Consider the following 17,346-nt stretch of genomic DNA (forward strand, 5'->3'; position numbering starts at 1 on the left):
ATATATCATGAAATATCAAATTAAAATAGCACTTGCGGTTTTAGCAATTGTGTTTTTAGCAGGATGTAAAAAAGAGTACGAAGAGGTCAGACCTTTAAATGTGAATGTTCAATTATCGGTCGATGCGACGGATGTTTGGTTTGACGTACCTTATGAAAAAGCACAAATTAAATTAGTAAATAAGGCCAACAGCGGTGTTTATGAACTGAATGCCGATGCAAGCGGAAAGATTGTCTTGAAAGATCTTGCTCCTGGGGTTTACAGTATTAATGTCAGCTTAGAAATAACTGCAGAGGAATATACGGAACTGACTGGATTATACAGGGAAGGTGATTTCTTTTTAAATTACTCATTAACTGATAAATCCTTGTTTTCTGACGAAAATATAAATATCGAACTGATTACAAGTGAAATTGTTGGTGGTTTTGTCTTTAAGCAAATCTATTACGTGGGTTCGCATACAAGAGACGGTGCTTTAATGCGCGATCAATTTGTTGAGATTTACAATAATTCTTCAGAAACGCTTTATGCAGATAGTTTATTATTTGTGATTGCCTATGGAAAAATAAATAGAAATACAGACGCATTCTCATTGCCAAACAATCAATTCGACTGGAGCCAGTCAATTGGCATGGCCACAACAGGAAATGCCAATGAAGATTATGTTTATGCAAAAGCGATATTTATGGTTCCAAGTGACGGTACTGGAAAAAAATATCCGGTAGAGCCAGGAAAAAGCATTGTCATTGCACAAACGGCTGTTAATCATGCCGGATCGTATACAGATAATTCAGGAAACACAATTGGTGCACAGAAACCGGAATTAACTGTGGATTTGAGTAAAGCGGACTTCGAAAGTTGGTTAAGCCCATATTTGCAAAAAACACAAGGTGGAAATCCTCTTGCTTCTGACGTAGATAATCCTGGTGTTCCGAACATGGAAACGTATTTTGCGACTTCCATGCGCGACATGGTTTTAGGACCTCAAGGAAAAGACTCATACGTGTTAATGAAAGTGGATCAATCCGTAAATTTAGAGAGCCTTACTTCCTATGCGATTCCTACTACTAGAACGATAACGAGTTCTACAACACTTTATCCTCAGCTTTCAACCAAATACATTATTGACGCTGTCGAAGTTCAAGATGCCGTGCCTACTGACCGTACGCCGCGCAGATTACCTCAACGTTTTGATTCAGGAGCAATTTCTGTTTCCGGCGGACAATATTCAAGCGCTTCGGTAGTTCGCAAAACTTTAAAAGTTGTCGCTGGACGCCGTATTTTGAAGGACACCAATAACTCGACAAATGATTTTGGAGAATTGAGCAAAGCCAATCCATATAAAGGTGATGATTCGTTCCTTGACAATTAATTAAATGAAATTTCGGTTATTTTTAATCTTATTTGTATTCTTTTCTGTCTTAGCCAAAAGCCAGTACAGAAAAGATTCTGTCTATATTTTTACTCAAGATCGTATACAGATTGATAAAAAGATTTTATCGCCGACGTTTGCTGAGCTAAATAAATCGACGGCATATGGAGTTCTAGAATTGGATTACCTGTTCGAAACCGGTGGGTTAAGGAAAGCCCAACAAGCCTACGATAAGAGGTCTCCAACGTTTACAGCGAAAGGGTTTAATGAATTGGGAAAATTTAGACTGGGCGCTATATTTAAATTCAATAATTCTTTTGAAGACAGTCTCGCTAATGGTCAGAAGAATGATTTAGAAAATCTTTCGACATTTTATCCCTATGCGAACAAGGCAGGAGATTATAACCGTCAGAATTATAGCATAAGCACCTCGCTTTCTTATCGAATTTTTGACAATCTTATTCCGTTCATCAATATGGATTACCATAAGCATATGAGTGCTGGAACAGTTGACCCAAGGCTTAGTTCAAACCGATTTATTCTGAAACTAAAGCCGGGAATTTCTACGAATTTTAAGAAGCATCACCTCGGTCTGTATGGGATCTTGGGAAATGCTGATGAGCAAGTAAGTTTACAATATAAAAATGCTGAATACAAAGTGAGTTTATTGTATCCTGATCGGATTCACTACATGAATTATGGGTATGGCAATTCGGTGATCAAAGATTCTAGCAACGTCTATAAATACGATATGTACAGAGGGTTTGGGATGCAATATGCTGGAAATATTGATTCTTGGTCGGTTTTCGCTAATGGGGCGTATGAATATTACCACAATGCAAATTTTAACAATCCGAGATCGTCTTCTCGGCACACCACTCCAATCGGAGTTTTTGACTTATATACGACTTCATTTAGTGTAGATGCCCACCGCGATGGGAGGAATGGAAGGCAGCAATCAGTTTTGTTCTCTGCAGTGCATAATGAAGGGATTGATGGAAATCTTAAAACCACAGGAAGCCTGAATATTGTTAACTATAAAGTGAATACGCTCAACCTGAATGGATCTTACTATTATTTATGGGATAAGAACAAATCGTACGCAAAAGAATTAGGAATTTCATTGGCTTATTGCAAAGATTCTCGAGCTGATATTTCACAAGGCGTTTTATTAGATGTCAGCAACACGTTGGTTTCTGTTTTTCACACGCAGTATTTTCAGGGTAAATTTTCACAATCGTATCAGTTTACGTTGAATCCATATTACAGTTTTCCAAACAACACCTCCTTGTCTTTCAATCCATTATCAAGTACCCCATTTTTGCAAAATGTCATCTTTACTGATTATTATTTTGCCAAAACGAGTTTTTGGGGATTAAAGGTAGGGGGAGAGTATAAGAATACGTTGTTCGGAAATAATAATTTAGGAATTTATGCATCGATCGATTATCGAAAAGCCAACGATCTGGAATTGAGAACTGACTTGAATCCAACCTTTATTCCTAATGGTCATCGTCTGATCGGCAACATCGGTTTGAGAATGTATCTGAAGGCGAATTAGGCTTTCTCTTGTAAATAAAATTCCCTAAAACTCATGTGGTTTTAGGGAATTTTTATTGTAAAATAAACGTATAGTCTTTTAGTTTTCTTGCTTGAAAACTAGCCCGAATTTTTCAAATGTCTCATTCGCAATTGCGATAGCTTGGGAATTCGTAGCGGGGTCCGCTCCGTACCGATTAAGTACTTCAATAAATGCATTCCATCGAGTTCCAGTTTCTGCACCATAACCTGAGAAAAAGCTGAATCCTTTCGAAATACCATTTTTCTGAAGCATCTGAACAATAATTGGGCCGCCCATAATTGAGCCTTCCAATACATACAAAGCGCTTAATGCATCCAATGTGTTTTCGATTTTTGGTGTCAATGGCTGTTCGGACTTACCCAGTTCAGATCCAAGCGAATGAATATCCACAGCTAGATCCTTCGAATTTCTTCGATGCGCATAATCAGGCAAAACTTCGGGAGTCAAAAAAGGTGCTATCAGTTGTTCGATGGCTTGAAAATAAATGTGAAATTTCTTTAAAAATTGCGCATAATCTTCATCAGAACGAATGCTTTTTAATTCCCGAATCACGACAACCTCTAATTGTTGATGTGCGGATTTCGTAGCAGTTTTTATTTCTTCGTTTAACATTTTATGCGTTGATTATTTCTTGCGTATTTCTTTACGAATGTATCGAATTTTAGCGTAGTATTTTGATAGATTGAAAATAGATTTAGCAAATTCGTTTTAATTTACTAAATCCACCCTCTTATTTTCTATTAAAATTCATTTAGGCATTCTTTTCATCACGGCGTTCTTCGGCAGAACGATCTTCAGCTGCTCCAGCTTTCCAATAGGAAAATGCATAGATTTCTTTGGCTGTCCATTGCAATCCCTGGCGGAAATAATGCCGGATTTGCTTGACTGATGAAAATTCGCAGGCGACATATGCGAAGCGCGATGCGTCGGGTAGGACAATCTCTTGAACTTTAGCCGAAAGTGTTGAGCCCGATTCGGGATGCGGATTGAAAATCCACTGAACCGTAAATCCTGGATGTTTAAGTTCTTCAAGAATGTCTTCTTCCGAAGCGACTTCAACCAGACAATGCCCTTTTGCCGTTGCTGGCAAACCTTCTAATATAACCGACAAAACAGGTAAAGCGGTCGCATCGCCGACGAGCAAATACCAATCTACATCGGGAACCAATTCCGATCTTCGGATTTTCATTGCTACGCCAAGCTCATCTCCGGGAACCGCATGCAATGCCCAGCCGGATGCAGGGCCATTGTCGCCATGATTTACAAAATCAATTACGATTTGACGCTTTTCTACATCAATCGCACGATGCGTGTATGTGCGTATGCTTGGGCGCTCATGCTCGGCCGGCAACACAACTTCGCCGGTTTGCGGATCGATTGTCGATAAGCTAACCGTTTTGTGACCTGCTGGGGGAACCATGATTTTATTGTTAGCTCCTAAGCTGCAAAGTGCAAAATCTTTTGCGCCTTCACCTTGCAAAGTTACTCGGATGTAATGTGGCGTAATCAGTTTTTTGTCAACGACCTGAAAAATATGTTTTGCAATCTGTACTTTTTCCATGCTCTAGTTAATTTGAAGCGGCTGCTAAGATATCATCAATCATTCTATTGGTCGATGTTAATCCTCCACCAGATAAATACCAGATTTGAGGATCTAGATAAATGATTTTTCCGTTTTTGTAAGCATTCGTCTGCTGAATCAATTTGTTTTCAATCTCCGATTTGTTGACGGGCTGGCCAGATACTACCGCATTGCGATCGACAACAAATAAATAATCAGGATTGATTTCTGCGATAAATTCATTCGAAATCTTTTGTCCATGCGTAGCGACTTCCAAATCATCTTGCGCTGGCTTCAAACCCATTTCTGTAAAGATAAATCCAAATCGTGACCCTTTTCCATTGGCACTGAAACGGCCATTGTTGTGCATGATCACCAATGCTTTCTTATCGTTTCCTGCTAATTTCGCTTGAGCATCTGCTAATTTTGCTTTTGTAGCATCGACCTTTTCTTTAGCTTCCGCTTCTTTGTTGACCAGTTGTCCAATGAGCAAGACATTTTTCTCAAATGAATTCATGTAGTCTTTAGGATCTACACCGACGTAGATTGTAGGTGCGATTTTACTTAATTCCTCATAGTTTTTTACTTGCCGCTCAGAAATTAAAATTAAATCAGGCTGCATAGCATTGATTTTTTCAAAGTTAGGTTCCAATAAAGATCCTGCATCTGCTACCTCTGTGTTTGTTTTGTATTTCGATAGATGATCGGGCACATGGTCTTTAGGAATTCCAACAACGGGAACACCTAATTCATCCAAAGTTTCTAAAGCACCCATGTCAAAAACAACAATGTTTTTTGGATGGCTGTTGACGGTTGTTTTGCCCAATTTATGTTCTACAACTACCGTGTCTGTGCTGTCGGATCCTTCTTGTTGACTTGAATTACAGCTCGACAGGCCAATTATTGCGAAAAGCAACAAAGCGGATTGTAAGATTTTGTTCATGTTTTATAAATTTTATACTGTTCCTTAAATGTTTTATAGATTAAAATAATTACAGATTTTCTTGTTTTCTTTTTCGATAATATCAAATTCGATCCCAAAAATATCTTTTAGTTTTTCGCATTCAATGACATCATTGGTGGCTTCGTTATACTTTATTTTGCCGTCTTTCATGGCTAAAATATGGTCAGAATATTGCGCAGCAAAATTAATTTCATGGATAACGATAATAACGGTCTTGCCCAATTCGTCGACTAATCTTCGCAAGGTTTTCATAACCTTGACCGAATGTTTCATGTCCAGATTGTTAAGCGGTTCGTCCAACAGCACATACTCCGTATCTTGTGCGATAATCATCGACAGAAAAGCACGTTGCCTTTGTCCGCCGCTCAATTCATCCAAATAGTCATTTTCTAACTCTTTCAATTCCGAAAAATCCAATGCGCGGTTGACCTGTTCCCAATCGGCTTCAGTTAGCCTTCCTTTGGAATAAGGGAAACGTCCGAACGACACGAGATCTTTCACTGTAAGCTTCAAATCTAAATTATTGGATTGTTTTAGAATCGATAGTTGCTTCGCAATTTCATTGTTCTTGATGCTGCTGATGTCTCTATCCATCAAGGTCACGTTTCCTTCATCTTGCTTAAGCAAACGGGAAATAATGGACAGTAAAGTGCTTTTGCCAGCTCCGTTTGGGCCAATCAACGAGGTGATTTTCCCTTTCGGAATGGACGATGAAATCTGTTTCAAAACTTCTTTCTCGCCATATTTTTTCGATATATCCTGAAACTTAATCATATTGTTTTACGCGACCTCAATAATATAAAAAGAAAATACAAACCGCCCACAAAGTTAATGACAATACTTACGGTCGTGGAAAAGTTAAACACATGTTCCACTAAAAACTGGCCGATCAAAAGTGCCAGACAGGCGATCAAACTGCAGATCCAAACCATTTGCTTATGTTTTGTATTTGGAAATAATTCGTAGGTAAGGTTTGTAACCAAAATTCCTAGAAATGTCACCGGACCAACCAAAGCTGTTGAAACCGAAACCAGCAGGGAAATAATGATCATATAGATTTTGATCAATTTCGAATAATCCAAACCTAGATTAATCGCATGCTCTCTGCCCAAAGCAATTACATCTAAATATTTTAAATAAGGCTGACAGATCGCTAATGTTGCGATCAAAATGATAGAACCCATCAGCAAAAGGCTTTCATTCATCTTATTAAAAGAAACAAACATGTAACTCTCAATCATTGAAAACTCATTGGGATCAATAATAATCTGAACGAATTGTGCCAAGGTCTGGAACAAAGTTCCTAAGACCAAGCCCATCAAGAGCAAATAATAAATATTCTTGTTCCCTTTGGAAAAAATCAGGAAATACATGATCAGTGAAAAGCCCATCATCAGCAAAACAGCATACACGAAATTGTCTGTATGGTTGATCACTTCGAAGGTTTTGTCGCCGTAGATAAAGACAATGATGGTTTGGAATAAGATAAAAATAGACTCATAACCCATGATGGCTGGAGTCAATATTTTGTTGTTGGTGATCGTCTGAAAAAGTAGAGATGAATAGGCTACGCTAATGCCGACAACCAATAAAGTTGCCAATCGAAGCAAGCGTCTCGGGATTACATAATCCAGATTTTTTCCAGTATCATACAGCATAAAGACGATGATGATTGCCAATAAGGAAATGATAAGGATAATTAGATTTCTTCTTAGCATCATTTATTGCGTTTTAAAATCAGTAAAAAGAAAAGTATTCCTCCGATAATTCCTACCATCAAACCGATTGGAATTTCAAAAGGAAAGATTAAAATCCGTCCCAAAATATCGCATATCAATAAAAAGATAGCGCCGATCAATGCGGTATAGGGTAATGTTTTCCTTAGATTATCACCAAATGTTAAGCTAACAATGTTCGGAACGATTAATCCTAAAAATGGAATCGCACCAACGGTCACGATCGTTACGCTGACAGTTAATGAAACTGCAAACAAGCCGAGATTTACGATGGCTAAATAGGAAAGTCCGAGGTTTTTCGCAAAACTTTCGCCCATGCCCGCAATCGTAAATTGATCGGCATACAGGTAGGAGATAATCACTACCGGCAAAATAAAGTAAATGGTTTCATACTGTCCTTGCAGAACAGATGAAAAATCGCCCATTAACCAACCTTGGATATTTTGAAGAAAATTATTTTTATAAGCAAAAAAAGTGGCAATGGAGTTAAGAATCCCACCGAACATGATGCCGATCAAGGGTACGAAAACCGTGCTTCGGAATCGAATTCGCCGAACCATCAACATAAATAACAAGCTCGCAGCAAAAGTGAACAACAAAGCAAAGAACATTTTATTGGTTGTCGAAGCCGTAGGAATAAGCAACAAGCTAAATAGAATTCCTAGTTTGGCGGCTTCCAGCGAACCTGCTGTTGTCGGTGAAACAAATTTATTTTGCGTGAGTTGCTGCATAATAAATCCCGCGATACTGAGCCCGGCTCCGGTTAAGATTAAGGCAGCGGTTCTAGGAAATCGACTAATCGAAAACACCAACAGCTGGTCATCGCTCATGTCAAGAATATCCGAAAAAGCAATCTCCTTAACGCCCGTGAATAAAGATATCAGGCTAAGTAATAAAATGCTGCTAACAAGAATTATGTAGGTGATTTGCTGTTTGCGATTCTCTTTCAAACTAATTATTTTTCTGCAACAAAAGGCATTCTATACAAATGCCTTTTGGTTATTCCGCTTATTCTTTTGTTAAAAAACTGTACTCGAATTGGATTAAAATAGATAAATTATCTCAATCCATCAAATCATAAGCCCTGTATTATTTAATTTTTGAGATGGTGTCACCATTTGTATCTGGTCCAGGTGCTGGCTGTCCTTCTACTGGTCTTCCACCTTTTGTTTTGTTGATTACATACGCAACTCCGGTCTTCGGGTCAACTTTGACATGGTTCGGGTGTGAACCTGTAGCTAGGTCGGCCAATACGGCGTACGTTTTCCCATCGATAACTGTCGTTGTTCCTGTCGAGCGATTTGCCGAATAGATTTTGTTCGTTTTTTTATCGTAAGCAATTCCAATTGCACCTTCGCCTGTCGGAATGCTTTTCAATACTTCGCCTGTTTTTGAATTTAATACCGTAACAGTTCCTGATTTTTGATTTGTGACAAATAACCTTTCTCCTTCAGCAACAATATTTACAGGAGATTCTCCACCAGAAGAAAAGCTTTTTTCTACTTTTTTCGATGCCAAATCAATGACTGCAACTTCATTTGTGCCCATGTTAGTCACAAATAATTTGTCTTTTTTGTCATTAAATGCCAATCCAGTTGTAGTTTTTCCAGTGTTTTCAATGGTATGTAATACCGTATTTGTTTTTCCATCAATTACCCAAATATCACTTGGGTCGCCGACATTACTGACATAGATCAGATTTTTAGCCTCATCGACCAAAACCTCACGAACGTGTGATTTTTCAGAACCATTGCTGAACGTAGCAAGTAATTTTCCGTTTTTAAGATCGACCGCGCTTACCGAATTTGTTCTAGTATTGGTGGTGTATGCGATGTTTGTTTTATTGTTGATGCCGATTCCAAATGGTGGATTGTCTTTCAATACGATGCTGTCAACGATAGCCAAGGTTTCGGGATTGATTTTGTAAATGGCTCCACCAGGTGTCGAACGAGTTCCTGCACCTGTTACGTAAATATGGCCATCATTTGAATTGACAACAGCTTCGTAAATTCCCGAACCGGCTCTTGAAGATTTTTCTACTTGTTGCGCATGCGCTTGGTTATTTAGGCCTGCTACTGCGAAAGCGATTGAAGCTGCTAGTATCCCAGCATTTCTTCTGTTTGTATGTGCGTGTTTGATAATTGAAAAAATTTAGTGAATGATATTGTTTGATTTTTTTAAGCTTAAATTCTTTTTTGCCACCACTCGAAAAATTCAGGAAATGCTTTTTGCCAATACCAGGCGCCATGTCTTCCTTCTGGATTTATCGAGATTTCGATTGTGGGATGAATATTTTTTTCTAGTTCCGACGTAATCAATCGGATATCAGAATGCATTTTTACAACCGAACTGTCAGGTTTGATGCGGCTTTCATTTCCTCCTCCATAGAAATAATAAGCCTGCTTTTTGATCGATTTTTTATCCTGAACGTTGTGTATCGTATTCGCAATATTTCCTTCATCCAACCAAATGGATGGAGATAAAATGCCTAAGTTCGCAAATGTTTCAGGGTATAAAAGTCCAGCATAAAAAGTCAATAACCCGCCTACCGAACTTCCTGCCATTGCCGTATGTTTTTTATCAGGAAGCGTTCTGTAATTTTTGTCAACATAAGGCTTTAGCGTATTGACTATCGATGCCAAATACTGTTCACCCTTTGGGTTCGGAAAATTAATATTAGGCTTGATAAAATATTCGTCTTGACGTTGTTTAATATCTTCCGCATGAGCTATTGCGACAACAATGGCGTCATGAGATGACGCATCGATTGTTTCATCAACAGACCATTCCAAAGGGCCAATGCGACCTTTAGAAGTTGCCTCATCAAAAAGATCTTGCCCATCATGCATATAAAGTACCGGATAACGTTTCTTAGAATTTGCATAATCTTTTGGCAAATAAATCCAGACACGGCGGTTTACATCCAATTCTGGCAAGTAAAACGCACTATCTAAAACATGCACCTGCGGGCTCAACGTCGATGCTGGAAAATCATCTCGCCAGCCATCTACGGTTGCATTCAATGTCGTATCTTGAGAAATAATGGTTTTCAAAGGGCCTTCTAAATTTCCCTTCGTGGTCGAAGCAAGTGTTTTCCAATCGCCTCTCGTAAATTTAAATTCGAATAAGCCTGCTTTTACATTTTCTATAACGACTTGTTTAGATTCGTTGACCGCCGGAAATTCGCCAACCAAAATTTGTTTTGGCAACCAATTGTTGAAATTTCCAGTAATGTAAAATTGTTCGCCTGTATGATTCGTGTTCGCATTGTTGCGAATGTTTATCGTAACAGTAAAAAGATTTTGTGCGAACGAACTGATATTGTTCGTGAAAAAAACTAAAATTAATAGGGAGCTTTTGTAAAAAAGGTTTCTGTTCTGTTTCAACTTTTATAATCTTTGGTCGCTAAATTAGACAAAATCCACCTAACCCTAAAATTATTTAGAACTATTCTTAATAATATAAATGTCATTTCCTTGCGGGCTACAAAGCTTTAAATTGCTTAAAATCGTTTTCCTGATTGTTTAAATGATGATTTCACTAAGTATTTTCGAGTAACAATAACATTCATGCATAGATTTCAGGCATACTCCGATTTGTAAATTATTTGAAATTAGTCTAAATTAGCGAAAATTTTAATTTTCATTTAATGAAATTTTGTTTCCAGAGACTTTTATTTATTTGCATAATTACCGCCATCAGTTATTCCTTCGGGTATTCGCAAAGCAATTCAAACATTCGCGGTTTTGTCTTAGATGAGGAACAGAATCCAATTGTTGGAGCGACCATCACGTTAAATGAAAATCAAGCATCCACAAGCGGCGAGAATGGGTCTTTCTCATTTGCGAATGTAATTTCTGGTAAATACGAATTGACTGTTCGTGCACTAGGCTATGAAAAGGTACAAGAAAACATAAGCCTTAATTCCGGGCAGCGTTTAGAATTAACCATTACCTTGCTTAAAGAGACAAGCAAGATATCAGAAGTTACCGTTGTAGGGAAATCCCAAGTGCAGCAAGCAAAAGAACAGCGTGTTCGAGCGGTCGTGATCGATACTCGGGCAGTCGCTGCGCAAGCAACTTCCTTGACCGAACTGATGAATCAAAGTACGGGTATCCGTATCCGTCAAAGCGGGGGATTGGGAAGCCGTCCCGAACTTTCAATGAATGGTTTTCAGGGGCGTTCAATCAAATATTTCCGCGATGGCATTCCTTTAGATTATTTGGGTGATGGTTTCAATATTGGGTCCTTGCCTTTGGAAATCTTGGATCGAGTCGAAGTGTATAAAGGCGTGTTGCCTGTGTCTTTGGGCGCTGATGCATTAGGCGGAGCTGTAAATTTAGTCGGTAGGCCTATCCAACAAAGTACCCTGCATGCATCCTATGAAATTGCATCCTTCAATACCCATCGCTTATCCTTGAACGGAACGTACGTTCCTAAAAATGAACGATGGTTTGCTGGGGCTGATGTTTTCTTCAATCATTCTGATAATGATTACAAAGCTGACGTTTCCGTCCCAAATCCTGAAACCAGAAATCCTGAAATCAAAAACCTTCCTTTGTTTCACAATGCCTTCACGAATTACTATGGTGAATTTTATGCCGGTGTAATCAATCGTTCTTGGGCTGATGAACTTCGCTTAGGAGTTGCATTATTTCAGTTAAGACGCGAGCAACAGCATCCAGCTTTGATGACCGATGCGTATGGAGCTATTGAATCGAAGCAACATACCATCGCACCGACGCTGCGCTACAAAAAATCATTTTTGGATGGCCGATTGACGATTGACCAATTTGCTTCGTATAATGTCTTGAATACCCAGCGGATTGACACGTTGCGTGGTCGCTACGATTGGTATGGTAATTTTACGCCAAAGGCAGAGCCAGGTGAAAGTAGGTTGGCATCGTTGTCCGATATCCAAGAAGCTCAAACAACTGTCCGAACAAATCTTGCGTATCGATTTAACGAAAACCACCGCTTAGAATTCAATTATGTATTGACAAATGCGAATCGGAAAGGAGAGGATCCTTACGGTGCGAAATTAGCAGGAACGGATATCGATGTACTCTCCTTAGCATCCACTTATCAGAAACAGGTTTTTGGTTTATCATTGACTGATTACTTTCTCGACGGAAAACTTCAAAACGAATTGATCGGAAAATTCTATGTGTATCAAGCGGAAGGAATCCACAATACTTACAATTCGTCCGACGTTTCGGAAGCTGATCGAAGAAAGCAATCTGGAAATTATTGGGGAATCGCTGATGCAATAAAATATCAGTTAAATCCATCGAGTTTGGTTCGAGCTTCGGTCGAATGGGCTTATCGTTTGCCTGAGCGCGATGAATTGTTTGGAAATAATGTATTTGTAGTCCCTAATTTTGAATTGACACCAGAGCAAAGCTTGAATGTTAATTTGGGTTATCGATATGACAAACCTAATTTTTCGGCTGAAGCAAATACATTTTACAGAAACACCAAAGACATGATTTTGCTGGTTCCGATCCAGGCTCCAAATGCGCAATATCAAAACCTAGAAAATGTGAAAGGATATGGTTTTGAATTGGATTTTTCATATCGGTTTTGGACGAACTACAAAGCCAATGCCAACGCAACGTGGCAAGATTTGCGCTTGTTTGGAATAACGAACGCACAGAATGCTTGGCAGAATGATGCTCGTCTTAGAAACACGCCTTATTTCTTCGCAAATGCAGGATTGCAAGCCGATTATTCGGATTTAATTTCGAAGAATGACCGCTTGCTCGTTTTTCTAAACTACAATTTCCTTCGTGAATTTTACTTAGAAACTATTCCAAAAGATTTGGAAGCAGGAGGTTTTCTAGGTTTATCGGGAAGCGCAAACATTACCTCCGATTTGCTAATTCCAGATCAGCATTTGCTAAGCGTAGGTTCGACCTATCGCTTTCCTTCCAAAAAAATTACCATCGGCGCCGAGGTCAAAAATCTAATGAACAAAGATTTATTCGATTATTATCGAATCCAGCGTGCCGGACGGAGTTTTCATTTAAAATTAAGTTACAGTATCTAAAATTTAAAAATAATACCATATGAAGTCTATATTAAAATTTAGTTGTTTGGCATTATCTGCTGCAATGTTATTCGCTAGCTGTGATAATTCAGATAACCCAAACCCTGAAGTTCCAAAAGAAAGTAAATATGTGCTTATTACCATGAGCGATAATGTGCTGACAAAACCTGGTTTTGCTACCGCATTTGATGAATTGCCAACAGGAAATGTGGTTAATAATGGGTCGAATAGTTTGCAGGGAATGGGATTTGGTGGTTGGAGACCGTATCAAAATCAATTGTTAAAAATGTTCAGCACACAAACAAATGCGTTGGGTATCCAAGAATTAGCGATTAGCAATGGTAAAGTTGTGGATGGCCGATTTATTGCCTCTTTGGATAATGCCACGAACGGTTCAGGTAATTTTACAATTGTTGATGCCACGAAAGGATATTACTGGGATGGTTCAGCACCATTGAAAATTCAGCTTTTCAACCCAACTACAATGGCACGTACTAGCGACATCGATTTGACCGCTGCGGTAAATGAGCGGGGTGTAGGTGTTGCGGAAATTTTATTCCGTTCTGTCGGACAAAAATTCTTGGCGGTTAAAGGCGGAAAATTATATGCGAACATTACCTATGCGAAAACAGATGGGGCACAAAAGGGATTTTGGGACGATTATTTTCCAGATGTGTACATTGCTGTGATTGACATCGCAACAGGAAACTATGAAAAAACAATCAAAATAGAAGATACCGGTTCAATTGCCTACATCAATGACAACAACATGTATGATTTCGATACAAATGGCGATTTGTACATTGTTACTCAAGGTCGAAGCGCTTTAGGCGGAAAATCGAAGATTTCACGCATCAAAGCAAATGAAACGGTTATCGATAATACTTGGAGCTTAAACATGGATGATATATTTGCAGGTGGAAAATTTGTTTCTGTTTTTGCAAAAGATGGAAAAATCATCACGGTAATTCCAAATCAAGTTTTGACAGGCGGAGCTACTGGCAATATTAATTTTTCAGATGTATGGGATTTTTATAGCATCGACATTGCTTCGAAAAATCGAACTAAAATCTCAGGAATTCCTTCCGTAACCAATCCTGGCGCAGCGTTCTGTGCGATTGAAGTTGACGGAAAAACATTGTTGCGCGTAAATGTTGCGAATGGAACAATCAATGGCTATTATGAATTGAATGGTACTTCTGCAACTTCTTTATTCAATGTGACAGCTGGTGGCTCAGTTTCGGGATTGCATAAAGTGGAAATCAATTAGTCGAATTCTTAAAAGCATAAATTTTAAAAGGCCTGTTTGATGAACATTCGAACAGGCCTTTTTTGATGCTAGCAAATTCAGATTTCGTTAACCAAAAAAAAGCAGGCTTTAGAAAAGCCTACTTTCGTATTAAAACAAAACTGATATTATTAAACTATACGATTTACTTTTTGTTTTTAGCAACGACGCCTGCGTCAATATTTACGGCGTTATCCGAACGTTCTTTTCCTCGGATATGCGTTACTGAAATTGGTCCTTTTATTTTCACATTAAAATCGCTTACGGCATCTGAATCAATATGTTTAGCTTTTGATGTCAATGTCAAATCAATAGCGCCTTGGTTATAAATCAACCCTTTATCCCCAGGTTTATTGGACGAGGTAAATGCAGGAAGCTCTAATTTGTTTATTTTTAATACGATATCGGAAGCCGTTTCGCCAGTCAAATTATTCCTTGTTTCGCGTGTCCCAAAATTATAAGCTAAATTACCTACATAAGCTTTGTCTAATTGAGGCTTGCCATTCACGATAGGCACTTCGATATGTAATTTCGCACCTTCTTTTACTGACTTTAATTTATAATCTTCTTCTTGGGAGGTTTGAACTTCATCGTATCCCGTATTTTTAGTCAAGATTTGAAAACGATAGACTTCTACTGCATTTCCTTGTGGGTCAATGCTTTTGAATTTTAATTGTTCGATAGAATTGCTTTCGCCTTCTTTTTCAGAACCTTCTGCAGCAAACAATACGCGTACAAATTTAGTGTCGATTGATTTTCCTTCAGCTGTAAAAGAGCCTACAGAATTAGCTTCTTGAAGGGTAGTTTTTGTAGGTTCATTTTCTTTCGAACGGTAGTCAAAGTTGCTGGCCACAGCACCAAAAGATAAAGAAAGTGCAAGTGCTACTAAAGCAGTGTTTTTAATCATGATTTATTTTTTTTGATAAATATTCTGTTTTCTCAAACTTACTATTTATAATCATTCTAAACAATTTTTCGTGTCAGATGAATGTCTTAAAAAAGTGGGACTTAAAATTAAAATACCGGAATAAATTCCATAAAATTTTTCTATTTTTAACTTAATTTAGAATAATATACTAAAAAGTAAATTTATCTATCTTGAATACCTTGAGATTACCGTAGAAAAGCATTTTATAACATTAATACCTGCGCTATGAACACAATTGCGATTTTTTATACCGATGCCATTGGGGAAAATTTGGCAAGAATATTAATCAAGAATAAATACCAAGTCGTTACAGATCCGAATCTGATCGCTGGTCAGTCTGCGAGTTCTTTTGAAGGATTTGGCGTATTGCCGATGGATATCAATCAGATTGCTAAAAAGGCTGATTTGGTCATTTCTATGGTCTCTTCGGATGTGATTTTTGATGTAGTAATGCAGTATCTAGAAGCCTCGTTGAAAACGAAAAGACCCGCGCAATTTGTCGATATGAGTTGTAGGTCTGTTGAACAAGCTCGAAAATTAATTGCGCTTTTTGAAAAATCAAATGTGTTTTTTACGAACGCAAGTCTATTGAGAAATGCGGAAAATCTGAGCGATGATGTCTGTATTTATTTTTGCGGTGAACACAGGCATGTTTTCAAAAAAACCATTCATGACGCGTTCAAATTTGTTTACTTAGGAACAGAGCCTTTATTGGCGACCGCATTTGAGCTATGTTATTCAGGTTTTACGAAAAGTCTGATGGCCTCTTTGTTCGAGACCGCCTTCGTGTCAAACTACTATGGAATTACGGAAAGGTTGTTTTCAGAATTTAAATCGACTATGCCCGGCGCATTTTCGGACTTGGAGAAATCAGCGATAAATTACCAACGCGATATGAAGGGTAAATGTCAAGAGTTGCAATATTATAACTCGATGTTAAGCTCTGAAAACATTGAACACAGCATTGCTTCTGCAACCGAACGCATATTTAATCGCATCGTTGACAATAGATTGTTTAGAAAAATTGAATCCGCCGATGCAACATTAGTCTCACTGATCAAAAGGCTGAAATAGATTTTTAGTAACAAATTGATGCAACTAGGCTTAGTTAAATTTTGCGTGCAAAATAATACGTTTAAAAGCATAAATCGCTGGCATTTCAGGGAATTCTTGATCGATTGATTTTTTGAAATCAGCAGTAAATTTAAGGGCTGTTTCTACATTCAATTTCTCCAAGTAAGGAATTAGGGCTGAGCCCGAAATAAAATTGAACAATTCATCCTGTTGCTTCGCAATGATTGGATACATTTTTTGATAGATCGTCATCGCTACAGCTTGATGTTCGAATAAAATTTTAGCATATGCATCCATAGACAAGACAGGAGAGACGCGATTATAACCTTGCAAAGAAGATTGATAAGGCTCTTGATTGGCCAAATTAAAAAGCAATTGGTTTAGCAGGTTCTCGCTCTGCAAAGGCATCTGGATCGCAATTTGGCCATTTGGCTTTAGCCTCGAAATAATCTTTGGAATTAAAGCCTCATGATCATCAATCCATTGCAAAGAGGCATTCGCTACAATCACATCCCATTTCCTTTCTTCGTCTAGCACTGTTTCAATGCTTTTTTCTTCGAAAACAATTGTGTCTTTTTTAGGAGCTTTTGAGAGCATTTCTGCTGAATTGTCAACTCCAACTACCGTTGCTTCATCGAGCTGTTCGGCCAGGTGATTTGTTAATTCTCCGGTTCCACAGCCCAAATCGAGAACATGCATGTGCTGTCTTTTTTCTATATGACTGATTAGGTCATAAAAAGGTTGATAACGTTCGTTTTTAAACTGATTGTACACATCTGGATTCCATGCCAT

Annotated in this window: 15 protein-coding genes; 5 read left to right on the forward strand and 10 right to left on the reverse strand. The window is 38.3% G+C overall.

The window, feature by feature from the left end; all coding sequences use genetic code 11:
- Nucleotides 1-7: 7 nt before the first annotated feature.
- Entirely contained in the window at nt 8-1,372 is a 1,365-nt protein-coding gene (locus tag C4F49_RS11205) for a DUF4876 domain-containing protein (RefSeq protein ID WP_196935932.1), read from the forward strand.
- A gap of 4 nt (nt 1,373-1,376) precedes the next feature.
- Nucleotides 1,377-2,933: a DUF6850 family outer membrane beta-barrel protein gene (locus C4F49_RS11210; RefSeq protein ID WP_196935933.1), complete on the forward strand. Its 1,557-nt coding sequence runs from the start codon at nt 1,377-1,379 to the stop codon at nt 2,931-2,933.
- 78 nt (nt 2,934-3,011) lie between these two features.
- Here the strand turns inward: C4F49_RS11210 and C4F49_RS11215 are convergent, their stop codons facing one another.
- From C4F49_RS11215 to C4F49_RS11250, 8 genes are all read right to left on the reverse strand, one after another.
- The gene (locus tag C4F49_RS11215; RefSeq protein WP_196935934.1) at nt 3,012-3,566 is read right to left on the reverse strand and encodes a biliverdin-producing heme oxygenase; all 555 of its coding nucleotides are present in this window, start codon (nt 3,564-3,566) and stop codon (nt 3,012-3,014) included.
- A 139-nt stretch (nt 3,567-3,705) separates the two neighbouring features.
- Entirely contained in the window at nt 3,706-4,515 is an 810-nt protein-coding gene (locus tag C4F49_RS11220; RefSeq protein ID WP_196935935.1) for a siderophore-interacting protein, read from the reverse strand.
- A 7-nt stretch (nt 4,516-4,522) separates the two neighbouring features.
- Entirely contained in the window at nt 4,523-5,458 is a 936-nt protein-coding gene (locus tag C4F49_RS11225; RefSeq protein ID WP_196935936.1) for a siderophore ABC transporter substrate-binding protein, read from the reverse strand.
- Between the two features lie 33 nt (nt 5,459-5,491).
- The gene (locus C4F49_RS11230; RefSeq protein ID WP_196935937.1) at nt 5,492-6,253 is read right to left on the reverse strand and encodes an iron ABC transporter ATP-binding protein; all 762 of its coding nucleotides are present in this window, start codon (nt 6,251-6,253) and stop codon (nt 5,492-5,494) included.
- Nucleotides 6,250-7,200, reverse strand: coding sequence for an iron chelate uptake ABC transporter family permease subunit (locus C4F49_RS11235; RefSeq protein WP_231388278.1), 951 nt, complete (start codon nt 7,198-7,200; stop codon nt 6,250-6,252). Before C4F49_RS11235 ends, C4F49_RS11230 begins: the two co-directional genes overlap by 4 nt.
- Nucleotides 7,197-8,165, reverse strand: a complete 969-nt coding sequence (locus C4F49_RS11240; RefSeq protein ID WP_196935938.1) for an ABC transporter permease — start codon at nt 8,163-8,165, stop codon at nt 7,197-7,199. The genes C4F49_RS11235 and C4F49_RS11240 overlap by 4 nt, the downstream gene beginning before the upstream one ends.
- A gap of 139 nt (nt 8,166-8,304) precedes the next feature.
- A complete protein-coding gene (locus C4F49_RS11245) occupies nt 8,305-9,366 on the reverse strand; it encodes a YncE family protein (RefSeq protein ID WP_336244719.1) in 1,062 nt (353 codons plus the stop codon).
- Between the two features lie 32 nt (nt 9,367-9,398).
- The gene (locus C4F49_RS11250; protein ID WP_231388279.1) at nt 9,399-10,601 is read right to left on the reverse strand and encodes an alpha/beta hydrolase; all 1,203 of its coding nucleotides are present in this window, start codon (nt 10,599-10,601) and stop codon (nt 9,399-9,401) included.
- A 263-nt stretch (nt 10,602-10,864) separates the two neighbouring features.
- Here C4F49_RS11250 and C4F49_RS11255 point away from each other — a divergent pair, with 263 nt between their 5' ends.
- Together C4F49_RS11255 and C4F49_RS11260 are read left to right on the forward strand one after the other, a co-directional pair.
- Entirely contained in the window at nt 10,865-13,264 is a 2,400-nt protein-coding gene (locus tag C4F49_RS11255; protein WP_196935939.1) for a TonB-dependent receptor domain-containing protein, read from the forward strand.
- Between the two features lie 19 nt (nt 13,265-13,283).
- A complete protein-coding gene (locus C4F49_RS11260) occupies nt 13,284-14,534 on the forward strand; it encodes a hypothetical protein (RefSeq protein WP_196935940.1) in 1,251 nt (416 codons plus the stop codon).
- A 163-nt stretch (nt 14,535-14,697) separates the two neighbouring features.
- Here the strand turns inward: C4F49_RS11260 and C4F49_RS11265 are convergent, their stop codons facing one another.
- A complete protein-coding gene (locus tag C4F49_RS11265; RefSeq protein WP_196935941.1) occupies nt 14,698-15,459 on the reverse strand; it encodes a hypothetical protein in 762 nt (253 codons plus the stop codon).
- Between the two features lie 246 nt (nt 15,460-15,705).
- Here C4F49_RS11265 and C4F49_RS11270 point away from each other — a divergent pair, with 246 nt between their 5' ends.
- Nucleotides 15,706-16,554: an NAD(P)-binding domain-containing protein gene (locus C4F49_RS11270; protein WP_196935942.1), complete on the forward strand. Its 849-nt coding sequence runs from the start codon at nt 15,706-15,708 to the stop codon at nt 16,552-16,554.
- Nucleotides 16,555-16,584: 30 nt separating this feature from the next.
- Here C4F49_RS11270 and C4F49_RS11275 read toward each other — a convergent pair whose 3' ends face one another.
- Nucleotides 16,585-17,346, reverse strand: coding sequence for a methyltransferase domain-containing protein (locus tag C4F49_RS11275; protein WP_196935943.1), 762 nt, complete (start codon nt 17,344-17,346; stop codon nt 16,585-16,587).

The sequence above is a fragment of the Sphingobacterium hungaricum genome, assembly GCF_015210005.1.
GTDB lineage: Bacteria > Bacteroidota > Bacteroidia > Sphingobacteriales > Sphingobacteriaceae > Sphingobacterium > Sphingobacterium hungaricum.